This window comes from Actinophytocola sp. NPDC049390 (assembly GCF_044466355.1).
Lineage (GTDB): Bacteria > Actinomycetota > Actinomycetes > Mycobacteriales > Pseudonocardiaceae > Actinophytocola.
Map to the genome: position 1 here is coordinate 62,095 of NZ_JBITMQ010000025.1, position 19,583 is coordinate 81,677.

The 19,583-nt window shown below is 68.6% G+C and carries 22 protein-coding genes; 10 read left to right on the forward strand and 12 right to left on the reverse strand.

Annotation, left to right across the window (positions count from 1 at the left end):
- Positions 1-84: 84 nt before the first annotated feature.
- The 3 genes from ACIBVP_RS43175 to ACIBVP_RS43185 are packed head-to-tail and all read right to left on the reverse strand — an operon-like array spanning position 85 to position 3,689.
- Positions 85-966: an alpha/beta fold hydrolase gene (locus tag ACIBVP_RS43175; protein WP_396112380.1), complete on the reverse strand. Its 882-nt coding sequence runs from the start codon at positions 964-966 to the stop codon at positions 85-87.
- A 33-nt stretch (positions 967-999) separates the two neighbouring features.
- Positions 1,000-2,103 (reverse strand): BtrH N-terminal domain-containing protein, encoded by a 1,104-nt coding sequence (locus ACIBVP_RS43180; RefSeq protein WP_396112381.1) that lies wholly within the window; start codon positions 2,101-2,103, stop codon positions 1,000-1,002.
- On the reverse strand, positions 2,100-3,689 hold the full coding sequence (locus ACIBVP_RS43185) for an MFS transporter (RefSeq protein ID WP_396112382.1): 1,590 nt from the start codon (positions 3,687-3,689) through the stop codon (positions 2,100-2,102). Before ACIBVP_RS43185 ends, ACIBVP_RS43180 begins: the two co-directional genes overlap by 4 nt.
- A 128-nt stretch (positions 3,690-3,817) precedes the next feature.
- On the opposite strand from ACIBVP_RS43185, the gene ACIBVP_RS43190 reads away from it, so the two are divergent.
- The 3 genes from ACIBVP_RS43190 to ACIBVP_RS43200 all read left to right on the forward strand — a co-directional run bounded on the left by ACIBVP_RS43190 (position 3,818) and on the right by ACIBVP_RS43200 (position 6,010).
- The gene (locus ACIBVP_RS43190) at positions 3,818-4,477 is read left to right on the forward strand and encodes a TetR/AcrR family transcriptional regulator (RefSeq protein WP_168523834.1); all 660 of its coding nucleotides are present in this window, start codon (positions 3,818-3,820) and stop codon (positions 4,475-4,477) included.
- 484 nt (positions 4,478-4,961) lie between these two features.
- Entirely contained in the window at positions 4,962-5,522 is a 561-nt protein-coding gene (locus ACIBVP_RS43195) for a transposase (protein WP_396112383.1), read from the forward strand.
- A gap of 53 nt (positions 5,523-5,575) precedes the next feature.
- On the forward strand, positions 5,576-6,010 hold the full coding sequence (locus tag ACIBVP_RS43200) for a transposase (RefSeq protein WP_312872002.1): 435 nt from the start codon (positions 5,576-5,578) through the stop codon (positions 6,008-6,010).
- 683 nt (positions 6,011-6,693) lie between these two features.
- Here ACIBVP_RS43200 and ACIBVP_RS43205 read toward each other — a convergent pair.
- From ACIBVP_RS43205 to ACIBVP_RS43245, 9 genes are all read right to left on the reverse strand, one after another.
- The gene (locus tag ACIBVP_RS43205; protein WP_168523836.1) at positions 6,694-7,512 is read right to left on the reverse strand and encodes a CoA ester lyase; all 819 of its coding nucleotides are present in this window, start codon (positions 7,510-7,512) and stop codon (positions 6,694-6,696) included.
- Complete coding sequence (locus tag ACIBVP_RS43210) at positions 7,509-8,069, reverse strand: MaoC family dehydratase (RefSeq protein WP_396112384.1); 561 nt, start codon at positions 8,067-8,069, stop codon at positions 7,509-7,511. The genes ACIBVP_RS43205 and ACIBVP_RS43210 overlap by 4 nt, the downstream gene beginning before the upstream one ends.
- Complete coding sequence (locus tag ACIBVP_RS43215) at positions 7,982-8,332, reverse strand: hypothetical protein (RefSeq protein WP_168523838.1); 351 nt, start codon at positions 8,330-8,332, stop codon at positions 7,982-7,984. The genes ACIBVP_RS43210 and ACIBVP_RS43215 overlap by 88 nt, the downstream gene beginning before the upstream one ends.
- Positions 8,333-8,498: 166 nt before the next feature.
- Positions 8,499-8,774, reverse strand: coding sequence for a hypothetical protein (locus ACIBVP_RS43220; protein ID WP_168523840.1), 276 nt, complete (start codon positions 8,772-8,774; stop codon positions 8,499-8,501).
- A gap of 128 nt (positions 8,775-8,902) precedes the next feature.
- Positions 8,903-9,244 carry an enoyl-CoA hydratase-related protein gene (locus tag ACIBVP_RS43225; RefSeq protein ID WP_168523842.1) on the reverse strand — a complete coding sequence of 114 codons (342 nt, stop codon included), beginning with the start codon at positions 9,242-9,244 and terminating at the stop codon, positions 8,903-8,905.
- Positions 9,245-9,279: 35 nt separating this feature from the next.
- Positions 9,280-10,452 carry a CaiB/BaiF CoA-transferase family protein gene (locus ACIBVP_RS43230; protein WP_168523844.1) on the reverse strand — a complete coding sequence of 391 codons (1,173 nt, stop codon included), beginning with the start codon at positions 10,450-10,452 and terminating at the stop codon, positions 9,280-9,282.
- A 346-nt stretch (positions 10,453-10,798) separates the two neighbouring features.
- Positions 10,799-11,590: an enoyl-CoA hydratase/isomerase family protein gene (locus tag ACIBVP_RS43235; protein WP_168523846.1), complete on the reverse strand. Its 792-nt coding sequence runs from the start codon at positions 11,588-11,590 to the stop codon at positions 10,799-10,801.
- Positions 11,587-12,366 carry an enoyl-CoA hydratase-related protein gene (locus ACIBVP_RS43240; RefSeq protein ID WP_168523877.1) on the reverse strand — a complete coding sequence of 260 codons (780 nt, stop codon included), beginning with the start codon at positions 12,364-12,366 and terminating at the stop codon, positions 11,587-11,589. The genes ACIBVP_RS43235 and ACIBVP_RS43240 overlap by 4 nt, the downstream gene beginning before the upstream one ends.
- Positions 12,367-12,383: 17 nt before the next feature.
- Entirely contained in the window at positions 12,384-12,953 is a 570-nt protein-coding gene (locus tag ACIBVP_RS43245; RefSeq protein WP_168523848.1) for an enoyl-CoA hydratase-related protein, read from the reverse strand.
- Between the two features lie 34 nt (positions 12,954-12,987).
- Here ACIBVP_RS43245 and ACIBVP_RS43250 point away from each other — a divergent pair, with 34 nt between their 5' ends.
- The 7 genes from ACIBVP_RS43250 to ACIBVP_RS43280 all read left to right on the forward strand — a co-directional run bounded on the left by ACIBVP_RS43250 (position 12,988) and on the right by ACIBVP_RS43280 (position 19,217).
- Complete coding sequence (locus ACIBVP_RS43250) at positions 12,988-14,067, forward strand: hypothetical protein (protein ID WP_168523850.1); 1,080 nt, start codon at positions 12,988-12,990, stop codon at positions 14,065-14,067.
- A gap of 43 nt (positions 14,068-14,110) precedes the next feature.
- Positions 14,111-14,911 (forward strand): hypothetical protein, encoded by an 801-nt coding sequence (locus tag ACIBVP_RS43255; RefSeq protein ID WP_168523852.1) that lies wholly within the window; start codon positions 14,111-14,113, stop codon positions 14,909-14,911.
- Positions 14,912-14,975: 64 nt separating this feature from the next.
- Positions 14,976-15,854, forward strand: coding sequence for a DNA-processing protein DprA (locus ACIBVP_RS43260; RefSeq protein WP_168523854.1), 879 nt, complete (start codon positions 14,976-14,978; stop codon positions 15,852-15,854).
- Complete coding sequence (locus tag ACIBVP_RS43265; RefSeq protein WP_168523856.1) at positions 15,851-16,639, forward strand: M48 family metallopeptidase; 789 nt, start codon at positions 15,851-15,853, stop codon at positions 16,637-16,639. The genes ACIBVP_RS43260 and ACIBVP_RS43265 overlap by 4 nt, the downstream gene beginning before the upstream one ends.
- A gap of 163 nt (positions 16,640-16,802) precedes the next feature.
- A complete protein-coding gene (locus ACIBVP_RS43270; protein WP_168523858.1) occupies positions 16,803-17,081 on the forward strand; it encodes a hypothetical protein in 279 nt (92 codons plus the stop codon).
- Between the two features lie 94 nt (positions 17,082-17,175).
- Positions 17,176-18,486, forward strand: a complete 1,311-nt coding sequence (locus ACIBVP_RS43275; RefSeq protein ID WP_168523860.1) for a HEPN/Toprim-associated domain-containing protein — start codon at positions 17,176-17,178, stop codon at positions 18,484-18,486.
- A 164-nt stretch (positions 18,487-18,650) separates the two neighbouring features.
- A complete protein-coding gene (locus ACIBVP_RS43280; RefSeq protein ID WP_210718544.1) occupies positions 18,651-19,217 on the forward strand; it encodes a hypothetical protein in 567 nt (188 codons plus the stop codon).
- The last annotated feature ends 366 nt before the right edge of the window (positions 19,218-19,583 follow it).

Here is a 19,583-nt window from a genome sequence, read left to right on the forward strand (position 1 = left end):
GCAAGGCCACCGGAACAAAGTCCGGAACAGAAACGGTGCCAGACGCTGTCCCGGCGGCACACCCCTTGGCCCCGCCGCGACCCTTTACGACCCCGGCCGGTAACGCGGGAGGGGCAGGAGGCGGTTGAGGAAGTCGATCAGGTGGTTGGTGAAGACGTCGTTGTCGTCGCCGGCGACCATGTGTGCCGTGTCGGTGACGGTGGCGGTGTCGGCGGTGGGAATGTGGTGGAGAAGGTGGTCGATGGAGTCGTGGTCGACGATGTCGGACAGCGCGCCCCGGATGAGCAGGGTGGGGATGGTGATGCGGCGGGCGGCGGCGTCCATGCGGGTGGCGAGTTCGGTGATGGCGGCGGTGTCGCTGATGAACTGGAGCAGTTGCGGGTCCCAGTGCCAGTGCCAGCGCCCGTCACGGTGTTGGCGGAGGTTCTTGCGGAGGCCGTCGGTGGTGGCGGGGCGGGGTCGGTGGGGGTTGTAGGCGGTGATCGCGGCGGCGGCCTCGTTCAGGGTCGCGAAGCCGTCGCGGTGGCGGGTCATGAAATCGAGGATGCGTGCGGCGCCGCCGGGGTTGATCCGGGGCGCGATGTCGACGAGCACGAGCGCACGGGCGAGGGTGTGGTCGGCGTGCGCGAGCAGGGCGGTGATGCCGCCCAGGGAGGCGCCGACGAGCACCGGGGTGTCGCCGAGGCTGCCGGTGATGTGGACGAGGTCGTCCACGAGATGGTCGATGGTGTAGTCGCGCGGGCGCGCCCAGTCGCTGTCACCGTGGCCGCGGGCGTCGAGGGTGAGCGCGGTCCAGCCGTGCCCGGCGAGGCGGGCGGCGGTGTGGCGCCAGGAATGGCGGGTTTGCCCGGCGCCGTGGAGCAGGACGGCGGTGCCACGCGGTGAGGTGGCTGGTGGTGCGGACCAGTGGTCACCGGCCAGGGAGAGCCCCGCGCGGCGGTAGGTGACGGGTGTGGGGGTGCTCACGACATCTCCAGGTCGTCAGGGATCTCCGGGTCGTCAGGGGCTGAGTTCGCGGGCGAGCAGGTCGAGGAGATCGGCGCCGCGCTGTTCGAGTTCGGGGAGATGCCGCGCGGTGTCGGCGAGCGCGGTGACGCGGGTGGTGGTGCTGATGTCGGCGGCGGCGATGCGGGCGAGGCCGTGCCAGAGCTGGGTGAGCTGGGCGTAGAGGTCGGCGGCTTGCCCGGCGATGGGCAGGCCGGTGCGGTGGGCGAGGTAGTGCAGGTAGTCGGCTTGCAGCCGGCGGAACAGGCTGCCACCGGTGCCGGCCTTGTCGATGAACGCGGCCAGCGCGGCGAGCACGGTGTCCAGTTGCGCGGGGGTGAACACGTCGGGCCAGCGCCGCAGGTCCTCGGCGAAGACGCGGACGCCGTCCAGGCCGGCGCCGTGCACCAGGTCGGCTGCCCGGTCCTGGTTGTGGTCCTGGTTGTGGTCGTGGTCGGGGTGCCCGGTGGACAACGGTAGCGGCGGGGGGTGGCGCAGTGCGGTAGCGGCGGCGTGGCAGGCGTCGGCGGCGGTGTCGGTCAGGGGCGGCAGGTGGGTGGGGAAGCGCAGGCGGTAGGTGGTGTGCCGGGTGGGTGCGGGGAACCCGGTGGAGTGACGGGCGCGCGCGAGCGCGTCGTAGGGGACGGGTTGGGGGTCGGCGCGGTCGTTGTCGACGACGGTGGCGGTGGCGGTGTGGTCGTCGTAGCCGGTGATCACGATGTCGTGGCGGCTCATGCTCAGCCGCACCCGCAGGTAGGGAAGGTGGGCGATGTCGGCCCAGCACAGCACCGGATACCCGTGGTCGAGTTCGTCGCGGACCCACGCCCAGCCCTCGTCGGGGTCGTCGGTGGCGTGCTGAGTGGCGGTGATCCCGAGACGGCGGGTGAACGCGCCGGTGAGGTCGGGGCCGCGGCCCACAAGGTAGATCGGCGGGCTCATGGCCGGGTGACGCAGGTAGGTGAACCCGAGCTCGCCGGCGAGGCCGAACACGGTGCCCTCGTCCAGGGGCGTGTCGTCATAGGACAGCCGGGCCCACTGCATCAGGTCCCGCAGCGCCCCCGAGCCGCAGTGCCCGGCCACCTGGTGCGGGTAGTCGCTGATGAGGCGTTGTGCGGTCACGACGTGCTCCTGTCCGGTTCGACGGTCACCGACAGGCGGGCAGCGTCGCGGCCGCGGGTGTCCGCTGGCCGTGACGGTCCGTGCCGGGGGTGGCGTCCGGGCGCCCACACCGTGAGCGCGACGGCCGTGACCGCGGTGATCACGGCCAGGATGCTCAGGGTGTCGTGGAACCCGTCGACGAAGGCGTGGCGTGCCGCGTCGGCAAGACCAGGCCCAGCGGACGAGTCGCCGACCAGCCGCAGGGCGGCGGCCAGCGAGTCGCTGGCGTGGGCGCGTGCTGGTGGGGGAAGGTCGGTGATCGCCGGGGAGAGGTGGGTGCGGTAGCTGCCGGCGAGCAAGCTGCCGGCCAGCGCGATCCCCACCGCGGCACCGAGCTCCCGGGTGACGTCGTTGACCGCGGAGGCCACCCCCTGCTTGGCGCGGGGAACCCCGCGCACGATAGCCGCGGTGGCCGGTGTCGCGCAGACGCCCAGGCCGAGCCCGAACACGCCGAGGAACACCGCCAGCCGCGGATAGTTCTCGCCCACCCCCAGCCCGCCGATCCCGACCAGCGCGACAGCCACCAGCGCCAAGCCGGTACCGGTCATCACCCGCAGGCCCACCCGCTCGCTCACCCACGGCGCGAGCACCGCGGCCACGACCAGCGGGACAGCCACCGGCGCCAACGCCAGCCCGGCCCGCAGCGGCGAGTAGCCCCACACCAGCTGCAGATGCTGCATCAGCAGGAAAAACACCCCGAACGCGGCCAGGAACTGCACCACCAGCGAGACCGCGCCCGCGCCGAACCCGCGCTCACCGAACAACCCGACCTGCAGCAACGGTGCCATACGACGCCGTTCGACCAGCACGAACCCGGCCCCCGCCAGCACGCCACCACCGAGCGAGGCGACCACCAGCGCACTGTCCCAGCCGTGATCGGGAGCCCCGATCACCCCGAACACAATTAGTCCCACCGCCGCCGCCGACAGCACCGCCCCCGGCACATCCAGCCGGGGCGCCGCCGGCTCACGCGAGGCCGGCACGAACCAGCCACCCACCGCCAACACCAGCGCCAGCACCGCGGTGGCCACGAACACCGCCCGCCACGACCAGGCCGCCAACACCACCCCCGCCCCGAGAATCCCCAGCACCGCCCCCGCTCCGGCAAACCCCGCCCACACCCCCACCGCACGCGCGGCCTGCCGAGCAGGGAACTCCGCGGTCAGGATGGACAACGTCGCCGGCATCACCAGCGCCGCACCCAGCCCCGCCACCGCCCGGCACACGATCACCCCACCCGGGGAGTCGACCACCACCGGCAGGGCCGAACCGGCGGCGAACACGACCAGCCCGGCCAGCAACAGCCCCCTTCGCCCCAGACGATCCCCCACCGCACCCGCCGGCAGCAGAACACCCGCCAGCACCAAGGTGTAAGCATCCACAATCCACGTCGCCTGCGTCTGACTCGCCCCAATCGCCGCAGCCAGCTCCGGCAACGCCGTGGTCAGCGACGCCACCCCGGCCATCACCAACGCCACAGCCAGACACGACACCACCAGCGTCCACCCACGGCGCGCGCCACCCGCTGCCCCGGCCGACTCCGCCACGCGTCCTCCGCTACTCTCCCGACACTTGGTGAACCGACAGTATCGAACCTAGACTGACAGTTTCACAAGTCCGGCTGTCGTTAGGCTGCCCGTGCCCTCACAGCCCCAGCCCGATACGCAGGAGATCGATGTCCACCGCCGCAACCCCCACACCCAGCACACCCGACGAAGACCCGCGGCTGGCACGATCCCGCACACGACTGCTCGACGCCGCCACCCGCCTACTGGCCGAAGGCGGCATCGAGGCGGTCACCATCGACGCGGTCACCCGCACCGCCGGCATCGCCCGCGCCACCCTCTACCGCCACTTCGGCACCGGCACCGAACTACTCGCCGCCGCCTTCGAACACCTACTACCCCCCGTCGCACCCGCACCCACCCAAGGCCCCCTACGACAGCGCCTGCTCACACTGCTGACCAACCAAGCCCACCTCATCGACCACGCCCCCCTACAACTGACCGTGCTGTCCTGGCTCGGCATGGCCATCGCACCAACACCCCCGACACCCACCGACAACGACCGGCCACGCCTGCACACCCTGCGCCGCCGCATCATCGAGCAATACCGCCAACCCTTCGACGCCGTCCTCACCAGCGACACCGCCCAGAACACACTCCACCCCGGCACCGACACCACCACCGCCCTCGCCCAACTCATCGGCCCCCTCATCTTCAACCGCCTCGTCACCGGCACACCCAACGACGAACGGTTCTGCACCCACCTCGTCGACCACTTCCTCACCAGCCACGAACACCAGACCGACCCCAGCCAGACAGAGACCCGCTGAACCCAAGCCGCAGCCGCCACCGTTCGCCCGGTGCCTCCTACCGGCCCGCGCCGGCTGCCTTGACCCGCTCAGTCCGCTCATTAGGCCACCATCCCTGTTGCAGCCCGAACGGATAGGGTTGTGACCACTCGGTCCCGGTGGGTGCATGGCCTAGTTCGCGAGCCGTTTGACGGCCACTGTGAGTACTGCCAGCCCCGCCGGGCCGAGGCCGCTTTACCGGCCTTAGGAACATGCCCCGACCTGGTCGAGGGCCGATTAATGAGCTTCCGGCGAGCGTCCTCATCACCGAGCGGGTCCTTCACCAGCACAGAAGGAGCACCGCGCGCGTGTTCGCGGGATGGGACTGGGCCACCGGGTCGCACGATGTGACCGTGGTCGACGATGCCGGGGCGAGGACTGACCGGTGGGCGCTGGCCCACACCGAGACCGGGATCGCCAGCACCTGGCCCGGCTGCGGCGACACGGCGACCCGGCCGGCCTGCCAGTGGCGATCGAGACCACCCGGGGCCTGGTCGTCGACCGGCTGCTGGCCGCCGGGCATCCGGTGATTCCGGTGCACCCCAACGCGTTCAACGCCGTGCGCCCGCGCTGGGGCGCCGCACGGGCCAAGAGCGATCCGGGTGACTCGTTCAAGCTGGCCGACTACCTGCGCACCGACGGCCACCAACTGCGGACACTGGCACCGACTCTGCCCGAGACACTGGAGCTGCAAGCGCTGACCCGACAACGCACCGACCACATCGAGGCCCGCATCGCCGCGGTCAACCAGCTCGCCGCGCTGCTGGACGAGCACTGGCCCGGCGGCAAAACGGTGTTCGCCAGCCTGGACAGCGACATCGCACTGGCCTTCCTCGACGCCTATCCCACCCCCCACGCCGCCGCGAAACTCACCGCCGCCCGGCTGGAAGCCTTCTGCAAGCGGCACAGCTACTTCGGTAACCGACCCGGCAGCGTGCTCATCGAACGCTGCGCACCGCCCCCACGACGGCCTCCCGGCTCGGTCAGCCGATCATCACCCAACTCGTCGGGATTCAGACACAACTGATCCGCGCCCTCCGCGCGACCATCCGCGCACTGGACACCGCCATCACCAACGCCGTGCGCAACCACCCCTACGCACCCCTGATCGCCGGGCTGCCCCGCATCGGCACCCTCAACCTCAGCCAGATCGTCGGCGAGATCGGCCCCATGCTCGAACGCGCCACCACCTGCGCACAACTGACCACCGAAACCGGCGCCGCCCCCGTCACCAAGGAATCCGGCAAACACCGCACCGTCCACTTCCGACACGCCGTCAACCGCCGCGCCCGGCAAGCCCTGATGACCTTCGCCGACAACAGCCGCCACGACAACGACTGGGCCGCCACCATCTACAACCAGGCCCGAACCCGCGGCAAACGCCACCCCCACGCCGTGCGCATCCTCGCCCGCGCCTGGCTGCGCATCATCTGGGCCTGCTGGCGCGACAAAACCTGCTACAACCCCGCCATCCACCACACCACCAAGATCAACAAGACGCAGGGGTTGACTTAGGAAACTCACAGGGCGCACCAATAGAGCACGCAACTCGACGAGATCCCCGACCGAGGCGTTCATCACGCCGCGCTCGGTGTTGAACCGCTCGATCCCGCGCACGTTCACCAAAGTTTCGATTTTGTCGTTGTGACCTGCGGTTTCGTACGCAGAGGAACCCTCTCGCTCGCAACACGGGCGAGAGGGTTCTTGCTGGTCCGGGGTTGTGACCGGTGTTGCGTAGGTCGGGTATCTCCGACCACGCTCGATGGTTGGTGATGCGGTCGTTAGCGAGGTAGAGGCGGCTTAGGTACCCCACTGAACGACGGCGCACCCGACGAGGCGAGGCATTTGATGTCGTGGGCACCGGAGCAGTAGGTGCCACCGAGGTTGACCTCGGCCGCCCGCGTAGCCGACGCTGGGCCGGTTCATCGCCCCTGGCCGGAAGCCCTCGACGGACCCACGGTTCTCCCACGCCGGGTCGAGGAACCCGGCGGTGCAGGCCGGGCGTTGAGGTCGACGGCGAAACCGCGCTGTTGTGGTTGCCCGCGGCGAACAATTCACCGCGGATCGGCCAAACCGCCGCCGGCCGACGGCTCCGCCTGGTCACACTCGGCACCGAAGTCGCCGCGCAACCGCGCCGCCCACAGCTGGTTCAACGGGAACAGCCTCGACGCGTCGACGACCCCGGTGGCACTCCGCGGTCAGGCATCGGCGGCCAAATCCGCGGCGAGGATCGCGTGGGCGTGGCGGAGGATTGGCTCGTCGACCATGTTGCCGCGGACGGTGGTCACCCCGGTGGACGCGGCCACCGCGGCTATGACCTCGCGCGCCCACTCGACGTCCGCTGTGGATGGTCGGTAGGCGGCGCGGATCACCGGAGCCTGGTCGGGGTGGATGCACGCCTTCGCGCCGAACCCCATTGCCACCGCCTCGGTCGTCTCGGCGGCCAGCCCGTCGGTGTCGGCGATGTCGAGGTAGACGCCGTCGACCGCGATGCGGCCCGCGGCGCACGCCGCGAGTAGCACCGTCACTCGCGCGTGCACCACGTGGGGCAGGTAGCTTCCGTCGCTGCGCCGGCTCGCCCTGCCGCCGAGGTCGGCGGTCAGGTCTTCGGCGCCCCACATCAACCCGACGCAGTTGTCCACTTCGGACAGTTCGCGGGCGGCGAGCACCCCGCGCGCGGTCTCGCAGAGGGCGAGTACGTGCCACGGCGCGAGCCGGGCCACGGTCGCCGGGTCGGCCGCTTTGGGCAGCAGCACGGTCGTCACCGGGGTGTCGCGCAGTGCCGCCACGTCTGCGGGGCCCCACTCCCCGTCGAGCGGGTTGATCCGCACTACGCAGCGGTCCGGGGCAACGGCGCCGTCGGCCAGTGCGGTGGCCACGGCGGCACGCGCGGCCGGCTTGTCGGTGGGGGCGACCGCATCCTCCAGGTCGAGGATCACCGAGTCCGCCGCCGCGGCCGCGCGGGCGAACCGGTCCGGCCGGCTGCCGGGGCAGAACAGCAGCGCCGGCCCGATCACGCGTCCTCCTGAGGTGCCCGCATCATCAGTGCGCTGCGCCGGGCCACCGCGACAACTTCGCCGTGCTGGTTGCGGGCCCGGTGCTCGAACACCACGACACCGGCGTCCGGCCGGGACCTCGACTCCCGTACCGAGATCACCTCGGTTTCCGCGTAGAGCGTGTCGCCATGGAACACCGGTTTCGGAAAACCGATCTCGCCGAAGCCGAGGTTGGCCACCGTCGTCGCCTGGGTGAGGTCACTCACCGACAGCCCGACCAGGGTCGATAGCGTGAACAGGCTGTTCACCAGCCGCTGCCCGAACTCGGTGCCTTCGCTGAACTTCGCGTCCAGGTGCAGGCTCTGTGGGTTCATGGTGAGCGTGGAGAACAGGGTGTTGTCCGCCTCGCCGACCGTCCGACCGGGACGGTGCTGGTACAAGTCCCCGACCCTCAGCTCCTCGAGGTAGCGCCCGCGGGCGATGATGGGGTTCACAACCAGTTCCCCCTCGGTACGGCGATCTCGGCGGTGGCGTTCTCTGCCGGCCAGATGATCTTCTTCTTTTTGCCGTTCTGCCACGGGGTGCCGAGGTGGGGCATGCCGGTCTGCTGAGCCGTGTTCACCCTGTGCGTGCCGCCGAAAGTCTCGACCTTGCTGCGGGCCAGGAACTGGCGGATCTTCTCCGGATCGTCCTTGCCCGCCTCGATCGCGGCCGCCGTCTCCTTCGCCTCGTCCCGTATGATGTCCGCGACCGCGACGGCGCGGCCATCAGCGCCGAGTGCCGGCGCGATCGACCAACCGATTCCACGGTCGCCTACGGTAACCAGCGCGACGCGTTCCATCTCGCCTCCCGATTCGTTGTGCGGGTAGAACCTCGGACACCTCGCGGTCCGACCTCATGGTGGCTCACCGGCTCGACGGGCTTCGCGTCGCCGGGTGCGCCAATGGCGGTCCCTCGGAACGATGGTGCCGGCGCACCACGACGGTGTGAGCACCGGCCGAGGCACGTCATGCGGCGCCTCCGCGTCGCGCGTTCTCCAGCAGGTCGACGACATCGGCGAATCTGTCGTGCTGCGCTAGGGGGTTAGGAGCGGCCGGCACCAGCACGAACCCGTCGACTCCCGCGTTACGCAACTCCGCCAGATCGGACGCCACCGACTCCGCGTCGCCGACCAGCGCCCAACGCTCAAACCGCTCCAGCGGCAAACGGTACTGCCCGCAAAAGACCCGGTCGGCCTCTTGCCGGGCACCGGCGTCTTTCGACACGTTCGCGAACACCATCATGAGGGTCTTTGGTGTCGCCCTCCCGTGGCCACTAGCCACCTGCTGGACTTGCGGCCCGCGCGGCGGCCTCCGACCAGCCAGCCTGGCGTCGGTGGCAACCACCCGCAGGGCGGCCGCCAGTGCCCGGTTCATACCCGCGCCGACCGCCGCACCCCTGACGCGGCCGGGGTAGGCGCCCGTATCCGTCCGACTCGTACGAACGACTCGTAAATGACACCGAGTTCACCGTATGCCCGCTCGGCGGTGGGGTCGGCTCCCGAACCGGCGAGTGTGGCCAGATGAGCCCCGGAGCAGAACGAGCTGCCCTCGCCCCGGATCACGATCGCACCGACCGACGGATCCGTGTCGACCTCGTCGAGCGCGCCGATCAGGTCGCGCGACATCTCGGACGTCAACGCGTTACGCCGCTGCGACGCGGCGAGCGTCACCACGGCCACGCCCGCGTCTGTGTCGAGTCGTACTTCACCCACTTCGTCTCCCTGGGTCGCTCGCGGTGGCGTCACGTTCACTCGGCGACCGCGGCGACGCGTACCAGCCGGTCGACGTCGCTGGGGGTCAGACCGGCCTCGATGAGGATCTCGCGGGTGTGCTGCCCCGGTCGCCGGGGCACCGGGCCCGCTTCCGTGTGCCAAGCGCTCATCGGGGGCAGGGGGCCGACCACCGCTGTGTCGTTGGCCAGCTTGTCGTGCCGCGCCTGTGCGAAGGCCTCCGGAATCGAACGCACCGGTGCCACCGCGGTGTCCACATCCGCCAGTCGTTCCAGCCACTCGGCGAGCGTCGCCTCGGCGAACACCCGCTCGAACGTCGTCCGGACCTCATCCCACCGCTGTGGTGCGTGCTGCCAGTCGGTCATTTCCGGGTGCCCGATCGCGGCGCACAGGGCAGCGAAGAACTTGGGTTCAAGAGCGGCTACCGACAGCCAGCGACCGTCCGCCGTGCGGTAACAGTCGTAGAACGGCGCCGCGCCGGACAGCAGACCCTGGCCCCATGAAGGGTCTGATGCACCGGCCGCCGTCCACGCCGCGCTGGCCTGCAACAGACCGAGAAGTCCCTGGTACATCGACACGTCGATGTGCGTGCCACGCCCGGACAGGCCGCGCCCGTGGACCGCGGCCAGGATGCCGAACGCGGCGAGCAGCCCACCCGCGGCGAGGTCCGCGACCACGTTGAGCGGAATGCCCGGTCGCTGGTCGGGCCGGGTGGATGCGGACAGCAGGCCCGACTCGGCGAGGTAGTTCAGGTCGTGACCGGCACGCTGAGCTAGCTCGCCATGCCGCCCGTACCCGCTGATCGAGCAGTACACGATGCCCGGATTGCGCTCGGAAACCACGCCGTAGCCGATGCCCAGCCGGTCACACGTGCCGGGGCGGAACCCCTCGAGGAACACGTCGGCTGTTTCGGCGAGACGGAGCAGCACTTCCCGGCCGGCGGACTCCTTGAGGTTGACCACGATCGACCGCCGGGACCGCGACAGGCCGGTGCCGGCATCGCGGGCCGCCGCACCCCCATAGCCGAAGAGGTCATCGATCACCGACCCGGCGCGGGCCTGCGCAGGAGGCTCGACCGTGACCACGTCGGCCCCGAGGTCGCCGAAGAGCATGGTGGCGAATGCGCCTGGCGCTAGTGCCGTGAGGTCGAGCACCCGCAGCCCGTCGAGCGGACCTGATCGGGTGCTCATCGCGCCGGCCCGGCTGTCGACACCTTGACAGATCGCGTGAACATGGCCATCTCGTTACCCACTTCCGCTGGCATCCGGTTCTCCGCTCACGCCGCACGGCAGGCGTTCCGGCCTCGCTGACGGCGCGGTCGTGCGGGACGGCCACGGGTGTTCGGGGCCGGCATGCACCCGCCACCCGGACTGATCGCCCACGCATCGGCGCCGCCGTACTCGTCCCGAACGAACAGAGCCGAAGGGCCACATGGTGCGGTGGGTTGCTCCGGGGGCACCCGAGAGCACCGCGTCGTTGATCGGCGGAGGCTTCCCCGTCCGGCCTGGCGGCCGGACTGGGTGCGCGGCAGGGTCGTCATCGGGCCCTCCGGGTGAAGTCGGCAGGCCGCTTCTCGGCGAACGCGGCACGGCCCTCGACGGCCTCGGGGCCGTGCAGCGCCAACGTGGCCGCGAACCACTCCACGTCGAGGAAGCGGTCGAGCTCGGGGTCGGCGGCACGGATCATCCGTTTGGTCAGCATCAGCGCGTCAGGGGCGCCAGTGATGAGCCGCCCGGCCAGTTCCACGGCGGTGTCGAGTGCGTTGCCAGGCGGGACCACGCGGTTGACCAATCCGGCCGCGGCCGCCGCGGGTGCGGGAAGACGATCGCCGAGCATCAGCAGTTCAGCGGCGCGGTTTCGGCCCAGACTGCGAGTGAGAAACCAGGCCAGCCCGCCGTCGGGCGCCAGCCCGCGTTGGGTGAACGGGGCCGCGAAGAAGGCGTCCTCGGCCGCCACGACGAGGTCGCAGCAGAGCACCAGGCTCCAGGCGACGCCAACCGCGAAGCCCTCCACCGCGGCGATCGTGGGCACCGGCAGGCGCATCAGCCGGGTGACGACGCGGTGCCCGACGGACAACCTGGCGGAGGGCGCGCCGATCCCTTCGCCCCGCGATGGCGAGCTCTTCACGTCCCCGCCTGCCGAGAAACAGCCCGCGGCACCGGTGAGCACCAACGCCCGGGTCACCCCATCCTCACTCGCCTCCCCCAGGGCCGCGTCCAGCTCGGCCCAGGTCTGCCACCCGATCGCGTTGCGGTGGTCCGGGCGCTGCAGAGTGACCACCGCGACGTCGCTCGTGGGCCGGTCCAGGCGCAGCTCCCGGTCGCTCACCCGGTTCCTCCGAACCGTGCCGGCCGCTTCTCGGCGAACGCGGCCAAGCCTTCCCTGGCGTCCGGCGTTCCGAACAGCCTCGCCACACCGTCGGCCTCGGTGCGGAAACCGGCCCGCCGGCCACCGTCGAGCCGGGCCAGGACCGCTCCCTTGATCGCCGCCAACGCCGCACGCGCCCCGCCGGCCAACTCGGCCGCGAAGTCTGTCGCCGCCTCCCGCAGCCGGTCCGCCGGCACCACCCGATCCACCACCCCGAGACGCAACCCCTCTTCTGGCGTGAGCGCCCGGCCGGTGTAGAGCAACTCCAGCGCCCGGCCCTTGCCGACGGTCTCCACCAGTCGTTGCGTGCCGCCCGCCCCGGGGAGCAGCCCCAACCGCACCTCGGGCAGGCCGAGACGGACCCCTTCGGCCACGAACCGCAGGTCGCAGGCGAGGGCGAGTTCCAGCCCGCCACCCATGGCATGGCCGTTGACCGCCGCGATCGTCGGCAGCGCCAGCCGCTCCAGGTCGTCGAAGCCGCGCTGGATCGCGCTGACGAACCTCGGGAACAGAGAGTCACCGAGCCCGCGCATCATCTTGATGTCGGCGCCCGCGACGAACCTGGACCCGGTGCCGGTGATCACGACGGCGCCGACGTCTCCCCGTTGCCCGAGCGACGTGACCGCCCGGCTGAGCTGCTCCACGAGTTGCAGGTCGAGCGCGTTGGCGGGCGGCCGGTCGACAGTCAGGACCGCGACCGCGCGATCGACCTCGACCCGGACATAGCCGGTCTCCATGGGCGTTCCCACTGCGGTCACCGCCATGCCGAGAAGTCCGGGGCCCGCTTCTCCAGGAACGCCGAAGCGCCCTCATTCTGCTCGCCCGAGGCCCAGAAGCCAGGATTGACCTGACTGATGATCTTGAACCGGTCCTGCGCCTCGCGAACCGGGGCCAGGGAGTCGTCGAACGACTTCTTCACCAGCTTCAGCACCGTGGGGCTCAACATGAGCAGCTCCTCGCACCAGCGCCGCACCTCCGCGTCCAGCTCCTCCGGCGACACCACCGCGTTCACCAGACCCCACGAAAGAGCCTGTTGGGCGTCGTAGCGACGGCACAGCATCCAGATTTCCTTGGCTCGCTTCATGCCGACGACTGTCCACAGGTGGCTGACCAGCCAGCCCTCCGCCGGACTGGCCACCCGCGGTCCGTTCTGCCCGAACACCGACCGATCCGAGGCGATCGTGAAGTCACACAGGTACGCCATGTGGTGCCCGCCGCCGATCGCGTACCCGTCCACCCGCGCGATCACCGGTTTCAGGCAGTCCCGGAACGCCTTCTCCAATCTGGTCGTCGTTATCGCCCAGACTGGAGACGAGTGGAGCACGACCGGAAGACTGGTTCAGCACTACGTCCTTCCGTTGCTCCGCAAGCACAACATCCGCCTGGTCGAAGTCGCCCGCAAGGGCCCGACCAAAAAGGACGGCATCGCCGTACTCCAGGACACCCGGCAACCGTACCGGCTGCACCTCGACGGCGTATACAAGCTCTCCCGCGAGAACCGCGTCACCGGCACCATGCCGCAGCTCGGCGGAGTCCGGAAGTGCAGCCAAAAGGCGAAGGGCGCACCGCAGGATGCGTGGCGTACCAACGAGTTCGGCGACAGGCCCTACATCCACGCGATCGGGTTCAACGTCCACGAGGAAACCAGGATCACGCGCGACTCCGCGTATTCCATGGGCGGGCAACGCATCCCGACGTACCCGATCTACGAGTGGGGATGGAGCCGACAGGACTGCCTTGACTACCGTTACCGCAAACTCGGCGTAGCGTGGCCGAAAAGTTGCTGCCGACACTGTCCCTACGCTGGCAACAAATCCGGCTGGCCCGAGCAACTCGCACGGTTCGCCGCGCTCCCAACCGAAGCGGCACAGCACATCATCGACGAGTACGTCTGTCTGGCGCTCAACCCTCGATCCGGCCTGTTCGGGCCCGGCAAGTCACTGATCACCCGACTGCGCCGTGACCAGGTGACCGAGCCCATCACCCTCGCCGTCAACCGCATGAAGACGATGCCGTGGGCCATCTACCGCGTACGCCGGCTCTACTACGCGCCGGCCAACGCTGCCCGATCCGTGGACAGCGTCCTGCTCGGCGGACACCGCACCGTCCACACCGCGCTGACCGAAGTCAGCCGGCTCGTCGACATCCCGCTGACGAAGAACGAGGAGATCGCCGGAGCACCGGCCCGCGATGGCGATCGAGATACCCACCCCCGGCTGTGGCTCCGCAAGCGCGGCGACGGGACCTATCCGACCCAGGAGGAGTTCTACACGGTCGCTCCCGCCCAGGCACAGGACAAGGAGCTCGACAGCTTCGCCGACGCCTGGACCGACCACACCGACGAGGCACTGGCCCGGCTGGAACGCCGCGTCGACACGGCCGTCGCCGTTGTGCAGCAAGCCCTCATCGAGGGCCAGTGCCGCGGCAACGCGGCCTGAACCACTCACCGGAAATTTCCGCACTTCTCGAAGGGATACCGCCATGTCTCGGTTCGATCTGCACCCTGCTCACATCGACGGACTCGTCAACGCCGGACTGCAATTCGGCCTGATCGGCGTCTTCGACGACCTCACCCCGTTCGGCCAGATGCTGCTCCGGCAGCACCAACCTCACCGCGACGTCGAGCAGGAGCGGGGCGAGCCGCCGGACTACGCCGCGACGGTGACCGACCGCGCGCTGCATCCGATCGCGGTGCTGTGCCTGCTGGAGTGCTACGAGTACCAGACCAGCGGCACGATCGGCTGGCACACCAGCGAAGCGCACGCCTGGATACAGCGCCTGCGCGAGACGGTACTGACCCGGCTGCCCGCCGAGGCCAAAGCCACTGTGCGGCATGGCGCCGGCTACCTCCCGGCCTACCGGCTCCTGGCTGCCTACACCGAGACACCCTGGGGCATCACGGAACTCGACCAGATCCCCGAACTCGGGGACGGCGTCATCGAGGTCCCGGTCGTCCGGAAGGGACTGCGCGCGGAGATCCTGACCGGCCCGATCCATTGCCCGAACAACGGTCTGTCATCCCGCGTCCGCTACGTGACCATCCTCGGCGTCGGGGAAGACCGGACGCTGCCCGCCTTCGCCCGGATCTTCGAACCCTCGGACGACGCGCCGGGCGTCTACCTGCTGTTCCAGTACGGCCGCTACGTCGCGCGCCCGGCCGATGCCCCGCCCGGCAAGTGGTTCATGGCCTCCGGTGCTCACATCCACACCGGCGATTCCCGCTGGCGCGAGCTGATCGGCCACTGCCTGCCCATCCCACTACACGACCGCACAGAGCCCTAACCGGACCAGCACCGGCAAGGCGCGGAACCCCACCGACCCACCAAACCCATCCAGGAGTGTGACGATGCCTTCACGCGATGAACTGCACGCCAGGCTGTTCCTGCTGCGCGCAGCCGAACCACCAGCACCCGCCATCCACCAGTACGTCGCCGTCCACGGGCCGGTCGACGCCCTCGCGCGCATCCGGCACGGCACCGCCCCCGCTGCCGTCCTCAGCGAAGTCACCCGGCCCGAAGCCCAGATCGACGACGACCTGCGGGCCCTCGACAACGGCTCGGCGCGCTTGCTCACGCCCGAAGACGGCGACTGGCCGCTCGGGCGGCTGACCGGCCTGGCCAGCCTCGGCGTCCCGCTCGCGCTGTGGGTGCGCGGTAGCGGCTCATTGGCCGAGCTCACCAGCCTCGCCGTCACGGTCACCGGCGCACGTGCCTCCTCGGCGTACGGAAACACGATCGCTGCGGACCTCGGCTACGAGCTCGGCCGCGCCGGGGTGACCGTCGTCAGCGGCGGCGGCCTCGGCGTGGACGAGGAGGCGCACCGCAGCGCACTGGCTGCTGACGGCCGGACGATCGTCGTACTCGCCAACGGCGTCGACCTCACCCATCCGCACCAGCACGCACGGCTCTACCAGACCGTCATCGAGCAGGGCGGATTGCTGGTCAGTGAGTACCCGATCGGCACACCCTCCGCCCGCATCCGGTTCCACGCGCGGTGCCGGCTGTTGGCTGCTCTCGCCGCGGCGACCGTCATCGTCGAGGCAGGACAGCGCAGCGGTGCCCTCGGCGTCGCCCGTGCCGCTGGAGAACTCGGCCGCCGGGTCTACGGCGTGCCGGGCTCGATCCACTCCGTGACGTCGAAGGGCGTGAACGAGTTGCTGCGCACCGGCGCGGCCACGGCGGCCAGCTCGGTCGAGCACATCAACTACCAGGAGGGAGTGCGATGACCGGCCCGGACGCCTTCCGGGCCGCCCTGGCCGCCCTCGACCTGCCGCCCGAGTGGCAGGTCGAGGTGGCCATCCGTCCACGACGGCGCAAGACCGGCCTCCAGGTCAATCCGGGAGGAGGTGTCGCCGCGCTGATCCCACCGACGGCCGCCCCGGAGCAGGTTGCGCGGTTTGTCGGCAGCCATCGTCGATGGATCACCGAGAAGGTCGAGAGCGCCACGCGGTTGGCCCCGAATCACGCGGTCAAGCAGTTCGTCGACGGCGAGGAGTTCGACCTGCTCGGCCGGCGCTACCGGCTCCAGCTCGTCGACGCCGCGCCCGCGGGCACCGCACAGCTACCTCTGGTCACGTCCGACGGCATCCTGTCCGTGCGGAGACAGCGGACAGAGCTGGTCCGCCGGGCAGTGATCGGGCTGTACCAGCAGGTCGGGCTCGCCTGGTTGCGCCGCGAGGGACGCCAGTACGAACTGGACGGCCACATCACCGGCCTGAGCTACGCGGTTCGCGACCTCGGCCGGCGCCGATGGGGCATCTACGAGGGACCGTCGAAGCACACGACGACGCTGCACTGGGCCGTGTTCGGCCTGCCGCTCCGGTTGATCGAGTATGTGCTCGTCCACGAACAGGCCCACGCCACCCAGCCCAACGGAGCAGCTCATGGCCGCGCCTGGAAACGGCAGATGTACCTGTGGATGCCCGACTGGCAGCACCGCAAGGCCGAGCTTGCGGAGGTCGGCAGGCACGCCTGGCTCGGAGACCACAAGCCAGGCGTGCGGTCGACCTAGTCGCGAGCAGCCAACCGGCGGGCGACCTCGGGCGCGACCGGAGGTCGCCCGCCAGCACCAGATGTCCTAGCCACAGGGATGATAGACATGTGTGATAGACACAACGAGACGACGAACGTTCACCGTGAGCAAGACGGTGACGCCCTGCGAGAGAGGCTCCCCGATGAGCGACCCCGAGGAAGTCCTTCAGCTTCGTGCCTGCCGAACCGAGGTCGAGGGGATCAAGAAGGAACTGGACGACGCCCGCACCCAACAGGCCGAACTCGAAGCCAAGATCAACGGCCTCCTGGCCAAGCAACGAGAAGCGCGGAAGAAGCGGCGTGAGGCCGTACTGGCCGCGGACGCCGCAGGAGTGCCCCGCTTGAGGATCTCCAAGGAAGTCGGGATGCAGCGCAGCAACGTGTACAAGCTCCTTGAAGGCGACACCGCCGACGAATCGTAACAACCTTCAGCAGCCTGACGGGCGAGATTGAATATACTTAGCCTCCTCATTGACACGTCGCCAGGCGTCATAGTTAACCGGTTGGAGGCGGAGCTTGGGTACGGAAATTACGCTCGATGTGGCTGGCGTGTCGATCACGTACAGCAAGAATCACCGCGGATTTGATCACGGATCGATTTTTCAGGAACAAGATCGAAAGGCGATCAAGAGCGATCAGATCGACTACGATTGGTACGAGGAGAACGACGAGGACCCCACAGCCTCGGAGATGGCGTTCACGCGACCGCTCAAATACGTCGTTCCGCGCCTCGAACTCCTTGGTTTCAATCTAGAGCACGTCCGGCGTGAGTACGACGCCGTCGCGCAAAACTGGCTGGAGGAGAGGAAGTATCTTCAGATCGGCGGCGAAGATCTCGTTCCTGACCTGATGAACTTTGTGGAATTCGTCGCATTTGCCGCCGCGTACCCGCTCGACAGTCTCGACGACACCTTTGTTCCGTATGCGGACGATGCAGGCAAAGCGAGGATACGAGCTCGCTTCAAAGAGGTGCAGGTCGAGCGGATCCCCGCAGATCGACCCTCTGGCATTCAAGTCCATTCGGAGCGAAATTTCTTCGGCTCTTTGGTGAATATTCTTCACCCGTATTCCGTGTTGCGACTCTTGGCGGAGATCGAAGCGAACAAGGATGCGCCTGTCGTCTGGCAATATGGACCATTGGTGCAAGCCGGGTGGGCGACCGAGCGGGAATTTGTGCCCGATGCCCGGCGAACCGAGACGTTCCTGATTGCGACTGAAGGCAGTTCGGACGTCCATATTTTGTCGCATGCGCTCACGCTGCTGCGGCCAGGGATAGCGGATTTCTTCCGCTTCATCGACGTGAGCGAGCGTCACCCCTTCTCCGGTACGGGAAGCCTGGTGAAGTTCGCAGAAGGACTCACAAAAATAGACGTTCACAACCAGGTTCTTTTCGTGTTCGACAATGACGCGGAGGGTCTCGATGCGCATCAGCGTCTGTCGAAGCTCACCCTTCCTGTGAACATGCGCGGAATCATGTTACCTGAGCTTGAGGAGTTCCGCTCGTTTCCAGCTCAAGGCCCCGAGGGGCTCCACCACTCGGACATCAATCGGCGCGCTGCGGCAATCGAGTGTTATCTCGATCTTGACGTCGGCGGTTATCCGCCGGCGAAAGTGCGCTGGACCAATCACAAGGAGAGCCTAGATACCTATCACGGGGCGCTGGAATTTAAAGAGGTCTACAGCAAAGAATTTCTTAAGCAGACGGCCGAGACTTTGACTGAAGGGGCGTATGACGTGCGCAAGATTGAGGTCGTCCTAGACTCCCTTGTCGCGGAATGTGTAGCGATCGCGGCCGATCAATGGGACACCCGGCGGGGATCAAATTGAGACATACCTTCTGATAGCTGAAAGTGCGCCTGGGCCGAAGGTGCCGATCAGGTCGACCCGGTCGGCTCGGAGGCCGGCGATCGGGCCAAGAGTGCCGGTGGGTTGATGAGGACGCCACGGCCAGCCGTGGACGCCAAGTCCGAGGTTTGCGGCAGACTGGCCCCATGACCGAACTCGCGTACATGGTCCGGGAAGATTGGGGACAGCACGGCACCGCGATGCGGCAGCAGAGTGCCGTGATCCAAGACTGGCTCGGAAGTCCGCCATACGTTTTCGCTACGGCCGATCGGAAGACGTACGAGTCGGACCACAGCGCTGACCGTGAGTTCATGACCTTCGTCGCCCACGACGCCGACGAACGGCACGTCATCGATCTGTCAGACCTCAATGAGCTCCGACGCACCGACAAGACGATCAGCCGTCCGCTCATCGTCCTGCATCCCTACAAGGAACGGGATTGCGACTTGCTGCGCGAGATCGTCACGACGGAGTCCGTCGCAAGACTGTTCGTCATCGTTTGGTCACCGCACGATATGGTCCGCACCTGGCTCGACGGGATCGGCGCCACGAACCTGCACACCGGGTCCGCACTCGAAGCACCAGACGCCGTGCAACTTGAGGCCGCGAAGTGCTGGGTAGGTGAGCAGTACAACGGGCTGTCGGGTGGCAACGGCAAGGATGCCGTCGTGCAGCTACTGCGCGTGGTTTACCGCAGCCGGCTATCCGCTTGACGCTGACACCTGGCTGCGTGCCTTCTTCGCAGCAGGCGGTGAGTTCGACGAAGCCACAAAGGTCGCGAAGCTCATCAAGGAGATGCAGGGGGGCACCCAGCACCGCATCAAGGCGCGCTACCGGCCCGACATTCTGAGCGTGCTACGCGAGCGCGCCACTGAAACTGCATGATCGCCCCGAGTTGAAGCGGAGCCCGACAGGGGCAACCGCTGGGCTGTCACCCCTGAACGTCCGACGGAAGAAAGTCAGCCTAGCTATATCCACTTTAGACGCGAGTGTAGGTTCTCAAGATTGTTTTCGTTTGATCTTGACGCGAGCTGGGCGGACGTCGGGTTTCTCACGGGTGTTGCGCTGGCTGGTTCTCA